Origin of the sequence: Roseibium sp. (genome assembly GCF_965216085.1) — a bacterium.
In the GTDB taxonomy this organism is placed as follows: domain Bacteria; phylum Pseudomonadota; class Alphaproteobacteria; order Rhizobiales; family Stappiaceae; genus Roseibium.
On sequence record NZ_OZ244138.1, the window covers coordinates 1,038,482 to 1,054,491 of the forward strand.

Annotated in this window: 10 protein-coding genes; 8 read left to right on the forward strand and 2 right to left on the reverse strand. The window is 53.9% G+C overall.

The features are described from left to right. Nucleotides 1-67: 67 nt before the first annotated feature. From ACOOFE_RS04820 to ACOOFE_RS04845, 6 genes are all read left to right on the forward strand, one after another. The gene (locus ACOOFE_RS04820) at nt 68-595 is read left to right on the forward strand and encodes a TRAP transporter small permease (RefSeq protein ID WP_420413906.1); all 528 of its coding nucleotides are present in this window, start codon (nt 68-70) and stop codon (nt 593-595) included. Beyond that, complete coding sequence (locus tag ACOOFE_RS04825; RefSeq protein ID WP_420413907.1) at nt 592-1,875, forward strand: TRAP transporter large permease; 1,284 nt, start codon at nt 592-594, stop codon at nt 1,873-1,875. Before ACOOFE_RS04820 ends, ACOOFE_RS04825 begins: the two co-directional genes overlap by 4 nt. Nucleotides 1,876-1,905: 30 nt before the next feature. Further along, nucleotides 1,906-2,946 carry a DctP family TRAP transporter solute-binding subunit gene (locus ACOOFE_RS04830; protein ID WP_141185381.1) on the forward strand — a complete coding sequence of 347 codons (1,041 nt, stop codon included), beginning with the start codon at nt 1,906-1,908 and terminating at the stop codon, nt 2,944-2,946. Between the two features lie 89 nt (nt 2,947-3,035). Then, nucleotides 3,036-4,502, forward strand: coding sequence for a M81 family metallopeptidase (locus ACOOFE_RS04835; RefSeq protein ID WP_420413908.1), 1,467 nt, complete (start codon nt 3,036-3,038; stop codon nt 4,500-4,502). After that, complete coding sequence (locus ACOOFE_RS04840) at nt 4,499-5,554, forward strand: D-TA family PLP-dependent enzyme (RefSeq protein WP_420413909.1); 1,056 nt, start codon at nt 4,499-4,501, stop codon at nt 5,552-5,554. The genes ACOOFE_RS04835 and ACOOFE_RS04840 overlap by 4 nt, the downstream gene beginning before the upstream one ends. 48 nt (nt 5,555-5,602) lie before the next feature. Next, nucleotides 5,603-6,001, forward strand: a complete 399-nt coding sequence (locus ACOOFE_RS04845; RefSeq protein WP_420413910.1) for a RidA family protein — start codon at nt 5,603-5,605, stop codon at nt 5,999-6,001. Nucleotides 6,002-6,047: 46 nt separating this feature from the next. Here the strand turns inward: ACOOFE_RS04845 and ACOOFE_RS04850 are convergent, their stop codons facing one another. Further along, nucleotides 6,048-7,886 carry an ATP-binding protein gene (locus tag ACOOFE_RS04850; protein ID WP_420413911.1) on the reverse strand — a complete coding sequence of 613 codons (1,839 nt, stop codon included), beginning with the start codon at nt 7,884-7,886 and terminating at the stop codon, nt 6,048-6,050. A gap of 8 nt (nt 7,887-7,894) precedes the next feature. Next, nucleotides 7,895-8,527 carry a response regulator gene (locus ACOOFE_RS04855; protein WP_420413912.1) on the reverse strand — a complete coding sequence of 211 codons (633 nt, stop codon included), beginning with the start codon at nt 8,525-8,527 and terminating at the stop codon, nt 7,895-7,897. 380 nt (nt 8,528-8,907) lie between these two features. Between ACOOFE_RS04855 and ACOOFE_RS04860 the strand changes: the two genes are divergently transcribed. Together ACOOFE_RS04860 and ACOOFE_RS04865 are read left to right on the forward strand one after the other, a co-directional pair. Further along, nucleotides 8,908-9,663, forward strand: coding sequence for a helix-turn-helix transcriptional regulator (locus tag ACOOFE_RS04860; protein ID WP_420413913.1), 756 nt, complete (start codon nt 8,908-8,910; stop codon nt 9,661-9,663). A gap of 436 nt (nt 9,664-10,099) precedes the next feature. Next, nucleotides 10,100-15,997: a cadherin domain-containing protein gene (locus tag ACOOFE_RS04865; RefSeq protein ID WP_420413914.1), complete on the forward strand. Its 5,898-nt coding sequence runs from the start codon at nt 10,100-10,102 to the stop codon at nt 15,995-15,997. Nucleotides 15,998-16,010: the final 13 nt, after the last annotated feature.

The following is a 16,010-nucleotide window of genomic DNA, read 5'->3' on the forward strand; positions in this document are numbered from 1 at the left end:
CGTTGCGTAAGATAAAATATGCGGGCATATATGTAACCGAGTTACGGATCGCGTTTCTGGGAGGAATATGTTGGTTCAGGATTGGGCGGCCACCGCAAGTGAGCGGGTTAATAAAGTCGTGGAGTTCGTGGTCGCGGGCTTGATGCTCGCGCTCGTACTGGACGTCTGGCTGGGTGTTGTGGATCGTTATTACTTCCGCTGGCAATTGCCCTGGCCGGAAACGCTGGCCCGATATCTGATGATCTGGGCGGCCATGCTGGCTGTCTCCTCCGGCATTGCGCGGCGGGATCACATTGGTCTGACTGCTTTTGTTATGGTCTTTCCCTTATCTGTCCGCCGACTTGTTCTGATCGCGGTTGATGTGTTGTCGCTGGCGCTTTTTCTCTATGTCGCCTGGTACGGGATTGCTTTTGCTCAAAGTGGTGCGCCGCGTCACGCCATGATCTTTGGTATGAGTTTGGCGCCGTTTTATGCGGCTATCCCTGTGTCGGCAGCCTTGTGTTCGGTGCAGCTCGTTCTAGTTCTCCTGCGCGATCTTGGTGGTCATCTGGATAAGCCGGTCTTCTCCGAACCAGTCATGGAGGAGGGCAAATGATCGTTGCTGTAGCATTTGTCGTTCTGATCCTCTTTGGTATGCCCATCGGGTTTGCCATCGGTCTCGCAGGCGTGGTTGGCCTGATCGACATGGGTGGCGGGTCTTTCCTCGCGATCGGGCCCAGCAAGATCTTTAATGGGCTCAACATCTTCCCGTTCCTTGCAATGCCGTTCTTCATTCTGGCCGGGGAAATCATGAATGGAACGGGCATCACCACCCGGCTGGTAAGCCTCGCTCAAGTGCTGGTGGGCCGGTTCCGTGGTGGGCTTGCCCACACCAACATGCTGGCGTCTGTCTTCTTTGCAGGTCTAACCGGATCTGCCACGGCCGATGCGGCCGCCTTTGGCCGCACTCTCGTGCCGGCCATGGTGAAAGAAGGCTACAAACGCGATTATGCCTGTGCTGTTACAGCGGCTGGGTCGATCATTGGGCCTACCATCCCGCCGTCTGGTTTGATGGTGGTTTATGGCTCGCTGATGGGGGTCTCGATCGCCGGACTTTTTGCAGCCGGTATTCTTCCAGGGCTTGTCATCTGCGCAGTTTGCATGGGCGTCATCGTCATTGGCGGCAAACGGGAGAACCTGCCCAAAGCCGTTCGCGGGGCAAGCCTCAAGGAAGTCTGGCAAACGTTTGTGTCCTCGCTGGCAGCGCTGGCCATGCCAGTGATCATTCTGGGCGGAATCCTTGGCGGCATCGTTACACCAACAGAAGCCGCCTCCATCGCCGTTGCCTATGCGCTCTTCATTGGTGCGGTGGTCTATCGCACGCTGACCTTCAAGAGCTTCTATTCCATGCTGGTGCGCACAGCACGGATCACCGGAGTGATCTTCGTCATCATTGCCTTTGCCGGAGTGCTTGGGTGGTGGATGAGTTTTGAACGCATTCCGCAGCTGATGGCCGAGACTGTCTTGGCCCTTTCTGACAACCGCTATGCTGTCATAGCTATCATCATCGGTCTTTTGCTGGTGGTCGGCATGGTGATGGACATCACCGCGATCCTGATCATTCTTGCGCCGGTCCTCGTGCCCTTGACCGAACAAGTTGGTCTCGAGCCGATCCATGCCGGCATCATTTTTGTACTGGCGCTCAACATCTCATTGATGACGCCGCCGGTGGGCGCCTGCCTCTTCGTGCTTTCGTCGGTGACCGGCGAGCAGCTGGAACGCATTTCCTTGAAGCTTATGCCGTTCCTTCTCGCCGAAGTCGCCATTCTCTTCATCTTCGCTTTCTGGGAGGACGCAGCGTTGCTCCTGCCCAGGCTCCTTGGCTTTGCCAGCTAACCAAAAATAAACACCAGAGAGGGAAATGACATGAAACGGACTGCTTTGATCGCGGCGCTTGCCGCAACTCTAACCGCGAGCACAGCTTTTGCGGACGGCGGTGTGATCCGCTTTGGTCATGATAACAAGACCGACCCATTTGAAAATCCAGCCCATGCCTGTACTGCTGTGTTCGATAATCTCGTCACGTCCGGCACGAACGGCAGTGTGTCTGTAGAGGTCTTCGGCTCGAACCAGCTCGGTTCTGCGGCAGAACATGTTCAGCAGGTGCGTGATGGTCTGCTTCAAGCAACTCTGACGTCAACTGGGGCGCTCGCCAGCTATTATCCGCGCATCGATGTTTTGAACCTGCCGTTTGCTTTTAATGGCAACGCGGCCACCTATGAAGTTTTCGACGGTGAATTCGGCAAGGCGTTGGCTGCTGATATCGAAGCGGAACTCGGCGATGTTGTTGTGCTCGGGTTCCCGGATACTGGCGGGTTCTTTGCCGTGACAAACTCGCAGCGCGAAATCGCAAATCTTGCCGATTTTGACGGCATCCGCATTCGCACCATGACCTTGCCATCGCATCAGACGATTGTGAAAGCGCTTGGCGCGGAAGCCTATCCGCTGTCTTGGGGTGAAGTTTACTCCGGTCTGCAAACTGGCGTGATTGATGGCCAGATGAACCCGGTGCCGATCATCTCCTTTGCCAATTTTGCGGAAGTTCAGGAATACCTGACACTCACCAACCACCTGTTCTCACCTTACACGTTCCTGATGAACCGTGCGTTCTACGAGGGCCTGTCCGATAGCGAAAAGGCGAATGTGCGGACGGCGGCTGAAAACTGCGTAGCCGCCAGCCGTGGCCTGTCCCGCATCATTGAAGCCTCTGACCGCGGTCTCGCCGGTCTTGCCGATGCCATCAAGGTCACAGCCTTGAGCGACGAGCAACGTGCAGAAATGGCCGCAGCTACCCAGCCGGCGTTTGAAACACACGTGGCAGAGAACCTCGACCCGAAAGCCAATGAGCTTCTGGCGAAGTTCCGTGATGCGGTCGGCAAAGCGAATGCGGCCTCATATTTGAACTGATCCGCACGGCCGGATGGCTGTCTCAAGATCCGCTGGAGGCCATTTGCTTGGCCTTCGGCTCATAACAATAACCCGGACAGGACCCTTCAATGCGGATCTTCTGTGCATCGCTCGCCACAGAGACGAATACCTTTTCGCCCTTGCGGACAGATTTTGCTGACTTCAAGCAGAGTTTTTACGCGCCTCCTGGCGCACATCCAGAGACACCGACCTTGTGTAGCGGCGTGTTTCCCGCTCTCCGCCGAGCGTCCCAGGATCAGGATTTCGACTTGATTGAAGGCACGGCTACATGGGCGGAACCGGGCGGACTGTTGAATGCTGAAACCTGGACATACTTGCGTGATGAAATCCTCGACCAAGTGCGAGCTGCCCTACCGCTGGATGCTGTGGTCCTCGGACTTCACGGCGCGATGATTGCAGATGGCTGCTCGGATTGCGAAGGTGTTCTTCTGGAAGCTGTTCGGGATATTGTCGGTTCAGAAACGATTGTCGGTGTCACCTTTGATCCGCATAGCCACCTCAGCCAAAAGCGGGTCGATAACGCCGATATCATCACTGTTTTCAAGGAATTTCCTCATACGGATTTTGCCGAAACAGGAGAGGCCTGTGTTGATCTGGTTTTGCGCGCTTTGCGAGGCGAGATCACACCTGTGGTTAGTGCGTTCGATGTCCGGATGATGGACATATTGCCGACAAGTCAGACCCCGATGCGTGGTTTTGTTGACCGCATGAAAGCAATGGAAGAAGACGGCACGGTCCTTTCTGTGTCGGCTATCCATGGTTTTATGGCTGGCGACTCTCCGGATCTGGGTGCCAAAATCGTCGTGGTCACTGACAATGATAAAGACAAGGGTGAAGCGATCGCCAAATGCCTCGGTGAGGAGTTGTTTTCCTTTCGCGGACAGACCAAACCGGTTTTTTTGAATGCCGCAGATGCCTTGAGGCGTGCAAACAGTGCGAGGAGCGGACCGGTTGTGGTTGCCGACGTATGGGACAACCCAGGCGGTGGAGTTGCAGGCGACTCTACTTTGCTACTGCAAGAAGCGATAAAACAAAATCTGCAATCGGCTGCTTTTGGCACGATCTGGGATCCGATGGCTGTTCGCCTTTGTCATGCAGCAGGAGAGGGCGCAACACTCAACCTGCGTTTTGGCGGCAAGACCTCTGCGACAGCAGGCGATCCGATCGATGCGCATGTGACCGTCTTGCGAAATCAACGCGATGCGGTGCAGAGCTTCGGCACATCGGTTGTTCCACTAGGGGATTGTTCTGTCATCCAGCTCGGCGGCATTGAAGTGGTTCTAAATTCCAACCGGAGCCAGGCGTTTTCGCCCGACCTGTTCACCAATCTTGGGATCGACATTACGTCGAAGAAGGTAGTTGTCGTGAAGTCGACAAACCACTTCTATGGAGCCTTCGCCGATATTGCCGCTGAAGTTCTTTATGCGTCGGTCGACGGCCCTTATCCGAACAACCCGAGAACGACCCCTTACACCCGTCTAAAGCGGCCTGTTTGGCCGATTGTTGCCAATCCTTTTGAAGTTGCGGAGTCATGATGTTTCCAGACGTTCAAACGCCTGCTGTCCTCGTTGATCTTGATATCGCCGAGGCCAATATCGACAGCTATCAGGCTTATTGTTCTGAACATGGCTTTGCGCTTAGGCCGCACATCAAGACCCACAAGCTGCCCTTTCTCGCCAAACGCCAGATTGAAGCGGGCGCAATCGGCATCACGTGCCAGAAAGTCAGTGAAGCGGAGGCCATGATCGCCGAAGGCGGCATTGAAGATGTGCTGATCACGTTCAACATCTTGGGCACTGAAAAACTCGGCCGATTGCGGACTCTTGCGAAAAAGGTCCGCTTGAGCGTCGTGGCCGACAACACTCAAACCGTCGACGGGCTTTCAGAGGCGTTTCAGGATGCGGTGGAACCACTCAATGTCCTCGTTGAGTGCGATACGGGTGCTCGGCGCTGCGGTGTGATGCGTCCGGAAGATGCTGCCATGCTCGCACTCTACATCTCAAACAAACCTAGTTTGAGCTTTGGCGGTTTGATGACCTATCCGCCTGTTGGACAGGAGGCAGACGTTCAGGACTGGCTCTCCAGCGCGAAAGATTTGATCGAAGCTGCCGGACATTCCGTTCCTGTGATTTCCAACGGTGGGTCGCCCGGTATGTGGCAGGCGCAAAAAGTGCCGGTGGCGACCGAATACCGGATCGGTACTTATGTTTACAATGACCGCTCCCTGCAAGACCGTGGTGTCTGTGACTGGGACGATTGCGCGTTGACGGTACTTGCCACAGTGGTTTCAGTGCCGGCATCGGACCGGGCTGTGATTGACGCAGGTACCAAAGTCCTGACCTCCGATTTACTGGGCTTGAAAGGGCATGGTCATGTTCTCGGCCGTCCTGACATAACAGTTGACGCCCTATCTGAAGAACATGGTGTCTTGAGGGCCGATGCGATCGATCTTGAAGTCGGTGACAAGATCCGGATCGTTCCCAATCATGTCTGTGTCGTCAGCAACATGGTCGATGAAGTTCAACTCATTCGCGGGGACAAAGTTCTGGGAACATCTCCCGTTTCTGCCCGCGGCAAAGTGCTGTGATCCAACAGACCGACTACAAAAAGTCTTCCAAAACAAAGGACGCTTGATATGAGCCAAGCAACACTTGAACGCTTCGGCGATGGTAAAACCGGCGCCGGTGGGCAGCCACTCCCATTTGCAACAGCCGTCCGGGCCGGCGATTTTGTCTTTATTTCTGGGCAGGTCGCCATGAAGGAAAACGGTGAAATCGAACCGGGCGGTGTGGAGAGCCAGACGAAACGAACCATGGAAAACGTCATCGCCGCACTGGCACTGGCGGATTGCACTTTGGACGATGTTGTGAAGATTGGTGTGTGGTTGGACGATACGCGTGATTTTTGGACCTTCAACAAAGTCTATGCGGGTTATTTTCCAAATGGCGGCCCAGCCCGGTCTACGGTTCGTTCCCAATTGATGGTCGACGCCAAGGTTGAAATCGACGCGGTCGCCTACAAGCCAGTTACATAAGCTCGAAGATGCCCTCACAAAAGCGGGCGTTTTTATGAAAAATTCTCTAGTTCCGGCTTGTGACCCTGAGAGTTGTTCCTGAGGCAGGGCTTGATATGACATCAAGATGCGCACCGACCAGTTCGGTGCGCTGCCGCATAGATTTCAGCCCGAGCCCATCACTCTGCACAGTTGAATCAAACCCGATGCCATTGTCCTTTATTTCAAGGCAGTATTTTTTCTTCTCTTGAGCGAGGCGGATGTCAATTGCGGTCGCCTTGCCATGCCTGACGGCGTTTTGCAGTGCCTCTTGAAAGATGCGGTAAAGGTGTCCCTGGACAGTTGGGGCAAAAGTGATGCTGTCATCGACATCAACAGATACTGTCAGCCCGGATCGATGACGTATGATATCCGCATGACTGCGGATCGCAGCTGCAAGTCCTTTCTTTTCGATCATAGCCGGTGAAAGGTCATGAGCGATCCTGCGGGTATCCGAAATGGCGGCATCAACATGCCCGACCACTTCGGAAAAGCCGCTTTCGGCGGATGTTCCGCGGTGTTGGCCTTGCAGCATTTGCAAGTTCAGTTTGATCGTTGAAAGCCATTGACCAACACCATCATGAATGTCGTAAGCCACACGACGCCGTTCATGTTCCTGCGCGCGCAGAACCTCACTCTGGGCTTCAGCCAGTCGCGCTTTGGCCTCAAACAGAGGTTGGATACCTGCCCAGGTGAGGGAAAGCAGAAATATCGGAACGGTCACCGCACCAAAACCGGAACCGGTGGTCCGCAGCGCCCAGTCTTCTAACCCGAGCAAGGACATCGTGGTTGAGATCCAGATGACGGCAGCGCCGACTATGACCGGATAAGCTCTGCTGTCTCTGTGCAGGGCCCCGCGGATTGCCCAGATACTGATCTGTAAAAACGTCAAGGCAGAAAGCATAGACCAGATCAACGTGTCGGCACGGGAGATCGGGAATAGAAAGTCAGCTGTTCCGTCTGGGATGAACGGAAGCGCCAATATGGCGACTTGCAGCATGCGTGTGTACCAACGGATACGAACTCTCAAATGTATTGCAGAGAATTCGATGACCGGAACGAGTACATAAGAGGACAGGTTTAAAACGAAGAACGGGAATAGGGCCGGTGGGAATTTCCACTCCAAGTACGCGGCAGCCGATGAGTTCAAGAGACACACCGGTAGTAGAACTACGAAAGCAATCAGTAGCCAATGAAGCCCTGTGTCTTTGCGAGCAACCAACCAAACACCGAAAGTAATAAAAAATGCGAGCACAAGCACGAAGACCGACAGGCTGTTGTAGAGAATGAAAAACGCCGTTCGGGCATTGGACTTCTTGAGTGCGTCTACCTCTTCGATGATTTCAATTGGCCCGGATAGGAAAGTGTTTTCCAGCCCGTTGCGGGTGGATCGAATGGCAAGAACATTCTCTCCCTGCAGGTTCAGCAAGTTTGGCGGAAAGGCAAACGTGCGTGGCAACGGCATATTGTTGTCGCTGACCAACCCGGCATATGGCGGGTCGAGCATAGCCACCCGGGCGAACTCCACGCCGTTAAGATAAAAAATGTTGCCCCCCTGCAGAACACCAATATGAAGTGCAGGACTGGAAATATCTGCCAAGGCCGATCCGTCGAAAGTGACCCTTTGCCAGAAAATGCGGTCATCAAGTCCGGCCCCACGTTCTGCCCATCCTCCGGACAAGAGGATCGGGTATTCAGCCCACCCGCTGTCGTCGTAAGTTGGACCAGCATAGTCTTTGCTATCGCCAATTGTGAAACGAAACGGGATCTCGGCCAGGTTCAAACCTTTGGCTTGCACTCCAAGTGGCCAAATGAACAGCAGAAGAAGAATGCCCAATAGGAGAATGCGTCCGTGATGCGGTGTCATGGACCGGCTCACGTCGACAAAAGGCGCAATTTGAAAGCCGCAGCAACAGCTTCCGTCACGCGTTGGACACCCATCTTCCGGCAAGCATTCGCAAAGTGAAACCGGACCGTCCGTTCGGTGATGTCCAGATCAATGGCGATCATCTTCGCCGTTTGGCCACGGGCTGCGCCTGCGAGGCATTCCCGCTCCCGATCAGTCAGGGGTGTCTCCTCAGACATGGCCTCGACCAGAGTTCGGCACAGATATTGGTCCCCCCGCGCGACTGTCAGGATTGCTTCTATCAGTTCATCAAAAGCAGCTTCCTTAACCACATAGCCGTTCATGCCAAGAGCCAGCAACTCGCGAGCGAAAGACGGCTCAAGATGCATGGTCAATGCGAGAGTTTTCGTGTCTTGAGCCAGTCGATCGATCTGTTCCAGGATCCCGGCAGGTCCGGGGCCGGGCATAGATATATCTATGATGGCGACATCCGGCTTTTTGTCTGAGACCAGCCGGATCAGGCTATCGCCATCAGCGCATGTGCCATCCACGAATAACCGTTCGTCTCCCGACAGCAGGCGTGAAAGACCATCCAGAAACATTTGATGGTCATCCGCCATGACGACACGAATTTTGTCTTGCGCCAGGTTCACTGCCCCCATCTTTCAGCAATCCGTTCATTCTTGGACTGATACTAGCGATTTGTTTTAGGAATTGAACCTGTCTAGACGGACAGTTTTCTCTTCAAAGGGCCAAAAGAATGTTCATGTCGCGTACAGCGGTTTGCGACGTGAGAAACTGGTTTCAGCCGCTAAATCTAGGTCGAAAGAACGGTCGGGCCGGCAATCGTCGCCCTAGTATTTCGCGAGTTTGTTGAGGTTTATTACTGGGGGGGTAAGTGAATGTCCTTAGCTTCGGATTTCTTTTAAAGATTTCAATATGGTTCCCTTGCGGTGAGTTTGTTTTTTTGTAAATTTGTTTTGCAACCTGCCGTGTTGCATTGCAAATAATGAGTGCCTGATTTTCTTGTTGGGATTTATTGATGGATGCAAGTTTTATTCAATCTGCCGTTTCGCAATTTGAGAGTTGCCGGACCGCTGATGTTTTGATTGATCTCTTTGTCGATCAGATAAAGGTCTTTGGATCGATCGGTTTTGTTGCAGCGGATTATTCGATTGATGACCGTTCTGACCTCCTTCTTTATACCTCAATGCCAGACATATTTTCGCCCCTCGACGAAGAGACACCCTGGTGGTCGGATGATCCGGTCGTCGCGCGTTTGGCGTCTGGTGAAATCAGGCCATTTGACGTGGAAGACGCTTGGTCCAATCCATTGCCGTCGGCCGCACCACGGTGGGAAATCCTGCGGCAAATGAGATTGAACCGTGGATGGGTGTTTCCGACCTCAAAGCCGGGATTTATTGGCGGCGTTCATGTCATTGCCGATCCGGATGATTACCATCGCCTTCCGGACAACAAAGAAATCGTCCATCAGCTGGCGCTGTATTTCCACGCTTACTTGACCGAGATGGACCCCAGTCCTGATACTCGGGGAATTGTCCGCAATACTTTGAAACATCGAGCAAATTCTGACCGGAGGTCAAAGCTTTCGCCGCGGGAAGTCGATTGCCTGCGATGGTGTGCATTTGGAAAAACGGCCAATGAAATTGCCACGATAGAGGGCATCAGTGTCCACACGGTCCGGCAATATCTCAAATCTGGAACCAACAAGCTGAACGCGCGTTCGCAAGCACAAGCTGTTGCGCGCGCGTTGAAATATGGCCTTTTCCGCATCTAATTGCTGCGGGTGCCTCCCTAATTTTAGGGTAATTAATTTTCGTTAACCGAATTTGTGGGAATTGCGTTCAATCCCGAGTTTGGGCCTTTTTAAGAAAAACAATAATGTCATATAAGTAAATCAGGTCGGCATTGTTATGGTTTTTCTTGAGTTGGTGGCTTGTTGCTGCAGGCTGCTTGATGCAGTTTTTTTGTTTTTTTTATCAAAGCTTCCGAAAGTTCGGTTGTTTCTGATTTCATTTAAGCCAGCCAATCCGGCACCCGGCTGTGTGCACCAATCACAGTTTAAGGTAATCAATCTAAGCGAGCTGGTGAGAAGCGAGGGGGCCGGTACTGGTGATCACCCCCGGACTGTGAACCTGTCGATACGAACAGCTATTCCGAATTTCTACAAGTCCATAGGGTTGCCCCAGGATGTCCGAGCGGGGATTTCATAGATGGCACTTACCCAAAATATCTTCTTTTCATCGCAAGCAACGGCACTTGAAGATCTGCCGAATGTTGCGCCTGTAGATATCAGTGCGATCAATGACATCTTCACCTTGTCATTCCAGGAAAGTGGCAGCTTTGAAAGCTTCCTAGCTTCTGCCAATTTCGATTTCTCCTTCTCCACCGGTCTTCAGCTCAATTTGCACGACAGCTCATTGGGTAATCTCCAAATCGATTATCCGATGCTGCTCGATATTGATCTACCGGATCGGGTCACGGAAGGCGAAAGCTTCGAGATTTCGTTTCTTCAGGACCAGCTACAGGTTATTGACGAGGATACAGCCGCACAGACAGGACACTCGCCAGCAACGATTACTGCGGAGTCCCTCAATTTCGACGGCTTCAGTATCGATCTGTTTTTCCGTTCGGAGCGGTCCGGACTATCGGAAATATCGCTGCTGAACACGTCCTTCGGCTCTGCATTCACTTTGGACAACAATCTCGTCTTTGACCCGCTCAATATCGAGGTGCCAATTCTTGAGCTGCCAGCAGGTGATACCTCGATCAGCCCTATAGACGGTGTCGATTTCAACTTCGCAACACCCTCGGGCGTTGAAGCCGATGCGACGCTCGAAATTGCATCTGCCAACAGCTTTGAACCTCTTGAGCTTCAGCTCATCGAGACCCTGGCCGACGTCACAATCAATCCACTCGAGCTTCTAAGTCTGATCCCGAGTTTGAGCCCGTTGGGACCGCTCAGCGAGACTTTTGAGTTTTCGGAAGTTGATATTCTCGGCCATCAGGTTGAGGCCGCCCTTGAGGCTGTGGTGTTCGCGCCTTTCATTTCTGGCGGCTTTGGCGTTGTACAGAATGTTTCCTTCACGCCAAATAGCCTGGTCGATGTTGAGGTGTTTTTTGAAGGGCAGCAGGTCGACAGCGGGTTTTTGTCAACGGACTTTAACTTGACCGCTCCCTTGCTCGCAGGTGACGCGAACCTGATTGATGGCACGCTGGATGGTGAGCTGCGCTTTGATCTTGGAGGCGAAGTCGCGCTCGATTTCCAGATCGCTCCAGTCGGGACAATTGGCTTTGAGGCGCTTGCTGCCGCCGGCTCCATTACTGTGGATGGTGAAGAAAGTTCTGCTTCGGTAGGTCCGGTTTTCGAGAACTCTGTCACGGGTGCTTCAGGCACAGGTTCGTTCAATATCTTTGCGCCAGTCACCGTTGATCTGCCCGACGACTTTTTCCCGGAAGTCGTTGTTCCTTTTTCAATTGCGCTTGATGGTGAAATCCCGGTCAATGCGCAACCGCGCTTGTTGGACGGTGCAGGAAACGACCTGACTTTTTCCGATCCGCTTGCAGTATTTGAAGGCGCCTTCAACCCGTTAGCCTTTGGGCAAATCCAGGTCGTTGACGATGATACTGTGGGCGAGCTTCTGGTTCGGTTCTCGGTAGATAACGGCACATTGTCTGCTGATCCGACAGCCAATGTTGCTGTGACAGGCAGTGGCAGCAATCAGCTCACGCTACGGGGAACAGCAGAGAACCTGTCTGCGTTTCTGGCAACCTCTACAAGGGTGTTTTTTGCGCCGGACATTCAGGGCAATGCCGCGGAGCTTCAGATCCTCACCGACGACCTTTCCGGCAATACGACCTACGTGACGGCGCGGCTGCAAATCGAGCCCGAAGATGGCGGAAACCTTTCCGGCCAAAATCCGATTCTTGGCGGTCCCGGGGGCGACGTCCTTGAAGGGACGACTGTTGAGCAAAACGACGGGAGCCGGGTCGATCAACCGGACAGCATCCATGGCGGCGGCGGTAATGATACAATCCGCGGCGACATTGCAAATGGCGGAGAGGCGGACACCCTGTTCGGTGGTTCCGGGGATGACACCATCTACGGAAATGGCGGTAGTGATTTCATTGACGGTGGATCAGGTAATGACCGGCTAGACGGTGACGACGCCACGCTCATCGGTGGACCAGGCGACGATGTCATTACAGGCGACAATGCAACACAGCGAGGCGGCGCGGGAAATGACACCCTAACCGGCAGTGGCCTTCTCGACGGTGGTGACGGTAATGATACGTTCCGGGGCACGGGGCGTTTGGTCGGTGGTTCAGGCGATGACAATCTAACCGCCACAGGTGCATCAATCTCGCTTGAGGGCGGTGACGGCGACGACAAGCTCGACGGATCAGCGGACGCGGAAATCTTGGATGGTGACGATGGGGCTGACACCATTACGAGCGGTGGTGGTGCGGATACGATTACAGCGGGGCAGGGTGATGATACCGTCACGATGTCGCTGGTGGAGGGTATCTCTGCAGATGGCGGTGCCGGCACGGATCATCTCATCCTGAATGCGCTAAATTCGGTGCCTGGCGCGCCTGTAACCTATCTGATTGATCTCGCAAGCGGTGCCCTGAGTGACAGCAGTGGAGCGTCAGCTCAGGCACTGAACTTCGAGAATCTGGACTTCAATACCGACGGTTCGGCCGATATCTCCGGTAATGCTGAAGACAATGAAATCTCCGTTGATCAGGTGGGAAGCGCTGTCAGTACCGTGTCAGTTGCCGGTGGCGAAGGTAACGACACGATCTCGGTAACGAGTGTCTTTGCAACAACGACCCTGGACGGCGAAGCTGGCGATGATGTTCTGGAAGGGGGGCGCAGCGCCGACATTCTGATTGGTGGTGCTGGTGCGGACACCCTCATCGGCAACTTGGGTGAAGATGAAATCTTCGCAGATCTTGACGATCTGTTCCTCGATGGCGGCAGTGGTGTTGCAGACGTATTGAATATGAGCGGAGCCGCAAATACCGGTGTCCTGTTCATTGATTTGGTAAGCGCACACCAGGTTCTGACCTTCGGGACCAATGCCATCACTATTGCCAATTTTGAAAACGTTGTTGGCCGTGATGGTGGGAGTGATGTTTTAGTTACGGCACAGCGGGCGGAAGGGCTAGGCGGCGATGATATCATCGCTCAAGCAGAAATCGCGACCGGTGGCGCTGGTTTAGACACTTACATTTTTGAACCAACTTCTCGGAATCTGGTCGTCGATCTCTCCAACGGTAGCAATCAGCTCGTTAGTGGTGTGTCGGTTCAGTTGACCGGATTTGAACGGGTCATCACCTCCAGCGGCAATGACAGGATTACGGCGTCTGATGCTGCCAACATCCTCATTGGAGGGGCTGGCAATGACACATTTCTGGCTCTCGAAAGCACCGATGATGTTCAGGGCGGCGACGGCACCGATACCGCCGATTATTCTGGATCGGCTTTTGGTGTCACGCTTGACCTGACAACAGGCAGAGCCGTTTTTGAAAATGGCGACGAAGCCACCGCATCTGGCCTGGAAAGAGTGATTGGGTCAGATGGTCGGCGCGATGTTCTTGTGGCTGGCGATGGTGATCAGAAGCTGGAAGGGCTTGGTGGAGACGATCAGATTACATCTGGCGGCGGCAATGATGATGTTGAAGCCGGTGATGGTGATGATCGTGTCGATTTGTGTTCTGGCGATGACACCGCGGACCTTGGTGCCGGAAACGACTACGCTGAAACCGGAGATGGTCGGGACAACGTTGAGGGCGGCGATGGCAACGATGTCATCATTGCCGCAGGCAATTCGGCTGACCCCAACACTGTGCTCGATGATTTTCTTACCGGCGGCGAAGGGGATGACTACATCAGCGGCGGTGATGGGGACGACATACTGCGCGGCGAGGCCGGCAACGATATTCTTCTGGCCGGTGCCGGGTTTGATGAGGTTGTAGGTGGAGCAGGGCAGGACACCTTTGTCATTTCCTCGAGCGGCGGAAACGACTTCACCGATTTCAATGCGCTTGAGGACTGGATCTACATCGAAGGTTTCTCATATTCCGACGTTACAATCGTAGAGGATTTTCAAGGCTTTGCGGAGATCAGGCTGCCAAATGGAAAGCGGGTCTTCACCCAGTCCCAGGTCGCGGATGTAACCATCGACCGGTTTTTGCTCGAAAAGCCGGCTGTTCCAGCTCAGCCGGCTGGAAACTCCGCGCCGACGTCTATTTCAATATCAACAAATTCCATCGACGAGAATTCTCCAGTTGCGACTGTTATTGGCCAGATCACGGTCACTGACCCGGACAATGGAGATACGCATACTGTTAGTCTCGTCGATGATGCAGGCGGGCTATTCTCGCTGGAAAACAGCAATCTGGTCGTCAATGGTCCGCTCGACTATGAGACTGCAGTGAGCCATGAAATCACACTGCGCGCTGTTGATGCCGGGGGGCTGAGTGTTGATGAAACTCTGACAATTTCAGTGAACGATCTTCCAGACACCAACGGCGGTCAGACCGGAGGCGGGAACGGTGGGCAAACCGGAGGAGGAAATGGGGGCTCAGCACCAGGTGGTTCAGGGCCTTTCGGACCGCCGTCCAAACCTGTTGCAATTGAAGATCAACCGCCGGGGTCCGGACCCATACAGACACCATCCGGGGTGCCGATTTTAGAGCGAAACTACAACAATCAGGGAACCGAAACAGCAAGTGTCTTCTTGTTGGGAGACAATGAACAAGATGGTCTTGTTGCGATTTTGCCAGGTGGTGTTGGCGTTCAAAGCCGTGGTCCAGATACGCCAGAGATGAATACGCAAGCGCTGGAGTATCTGCTTGGCATATTGGGCGGAACTCCGGAACAGAATGAAGCTGCAGAGACGGCTGCAAACACCTGGATCAACAGTTTGCCTGACGATACCGAATATCAAGTGCGGTCTCTGGAGTTGACGGCAGACCAAGCCGCGTCCGGGCCAATTGTGATTGACGGTGGCGACACGAGTACCACTCGCGAAGCCTTTGTGATCGACGTCAGCGGGTTGCCATCAGGTACAGAGCTGCAAATCAATGATGTTGAATTCATTCAGATCATTGGCGATGTGAGAATGACGGGTGGTGCCGGTAGCAATATTGCGGTTGGTGATGAGGGGGCGCAATACATTGTCCTGGGCGCAGACGACGATGAACTGCATGGCGGTGGTGGCGATGACACCATTGGATCTGAAGGCGGGGACGACAAGCTCTTCGGCGATGCCGGCAATGACTTTGTCTTTGGCGGGGAGGGCAATGACTTCGTCTCTGGCGGAGCGGGGGACGACCGCCTATCCGGCGACGCTGGCAATGATCAGATAGAGGGCGGAACGGGCCGCGACATTGCCAAGCTGGAGGGCGCGAGTTTTGTTGGCGTGGATATTTCTGGTCCGCGTTCAAACACCGTGGTTGTCACCGGCGACGATACTGATCACCTGAGCGGTGTCGAACTTCTGATGATCGGAAATGAAATCAGGTTGTTGCAGGAAAATGCGCCAACTGGTTTTGATGAAGCAGTCTATTTGGCTCTCAACAGCGATGTCGCGGAAGCCGTGCAGTCAGGGAGCATTGCCAGCGGGCTCGAACATTATCAAAACCACGGCGCCCAAGAAGGGCGTTTGTTTGGAAATGATATCGATGAGGCGTGGTACTTAGAAGAAAACGCCGACGTTGCCGCCGCAGTTGCTGCCGGATTGGTGGCTTCGGGGTCAATCCATTTTGCGGCCCATGGCCGAACTGAAGGCCGGGATCCAAATCCGTTGTTTGATGCTTCTTACTACCTGACTCAAAATGCGGATGTAATGGTCGCCCTCGATGCTGGCGGGTTTGCCTCTGCTTATGATCATTTCAGTTTCTATGGGGCTGCTGAAGGCCGGTCCGCGAGCCAGTATTTTGATGAAGCCGATTATTTGGCTGCCAACACGGATGTCGCTGCTGCTGTCCAGTCCGGTGACTTCAGCTCAGCGTATGAGCACTTCATCCTCTTGGGTGCTCTGGAAGGCCGGAGCGGTTACGCCGTTGACGGCGTGAGTGCTGAGACCTTGTTCTTGTGAACATGAACAGCAG

What these genes read in the sequence shown, in the direction of transcription:
- ACOOFE_RS04820 (WP_420413906.1), top strand. Translation starts at nt 68, where the DNA reads ATGTTGGTTCAGGATTGGGCGGCCACCGCAAGTGAGCGGGTTAATAAA.
- ACOOFE_RS04825 (WP_420413907.1), top strand. Translation starts at nt 592, where the DNA reads ATGATCGTTGCTGTAGCATTTGTCGTTCTGATCCTCTTTGGTATGCCC.
- ACOOFE_RS04830 (WP_141185381.1), top strand. Translation starts at nt 1,906, where the DNA reads ATGAAACGGACTGCTTTGATCGCGGCGCTTGCCGCAACTCTAACCGCG.
- ACOOFE_RS04835 (WP_420413908.1), top strand. Translation starts at nt 3,036, where the DNA reads ATGCGGATCTTCTGTGCATCGCTCGCCACAGAGACGAATACCTTTTCG.
- ACOOFE_RS04840 (WP_420413909.1), top strand. Translation starts at nt 4,499, where the DNA reads ATGATGTTTCCAGACGTTCAAACGCCTGCTGTCCTCGTTGATCTTGAT.
- ACOOFE_RS04845 (WP_420413910.1), top strand. Translation starts at nt 5,603, where the DNA reads ATGAGCCAAGCAACACTTGAACGCTTCGGCGATGGTAAAACCGGCGCC.
- ACOOFE_RS04850 (WP_420413911.1), bottom strand. Translation starts at nt 7,886, where the DNA reads ATGACACCGCATCACGGACGCATTCTCCTATTGGGCATTCTTCTTCTG.
- ACOOFE_RS04855 (WP_420413912.1), bottom strand. Translation starts at nt 8,527, where the DNA reads ATGGGGGCAGTGAACCTGGCGCAAGACAAAATTCGTGTCGTCATGGCG.
- ACOOFE_RS04860 (WP_420413913.1), top strand. Translation starts at nt 8,908, where the DNA reads ATGGATGCAAGTTTTATTCAATCTGCCGTTTCGCAATTTGAGAGTTGC.
- ACOOFE_RS04865 (WP_420413914.1), top strand. Translation starts at nt 10,100, where the DNA reads ATGGCACTTACCCAAAATATCTTCTTTTCATCGCAAGCAACGGCACTT.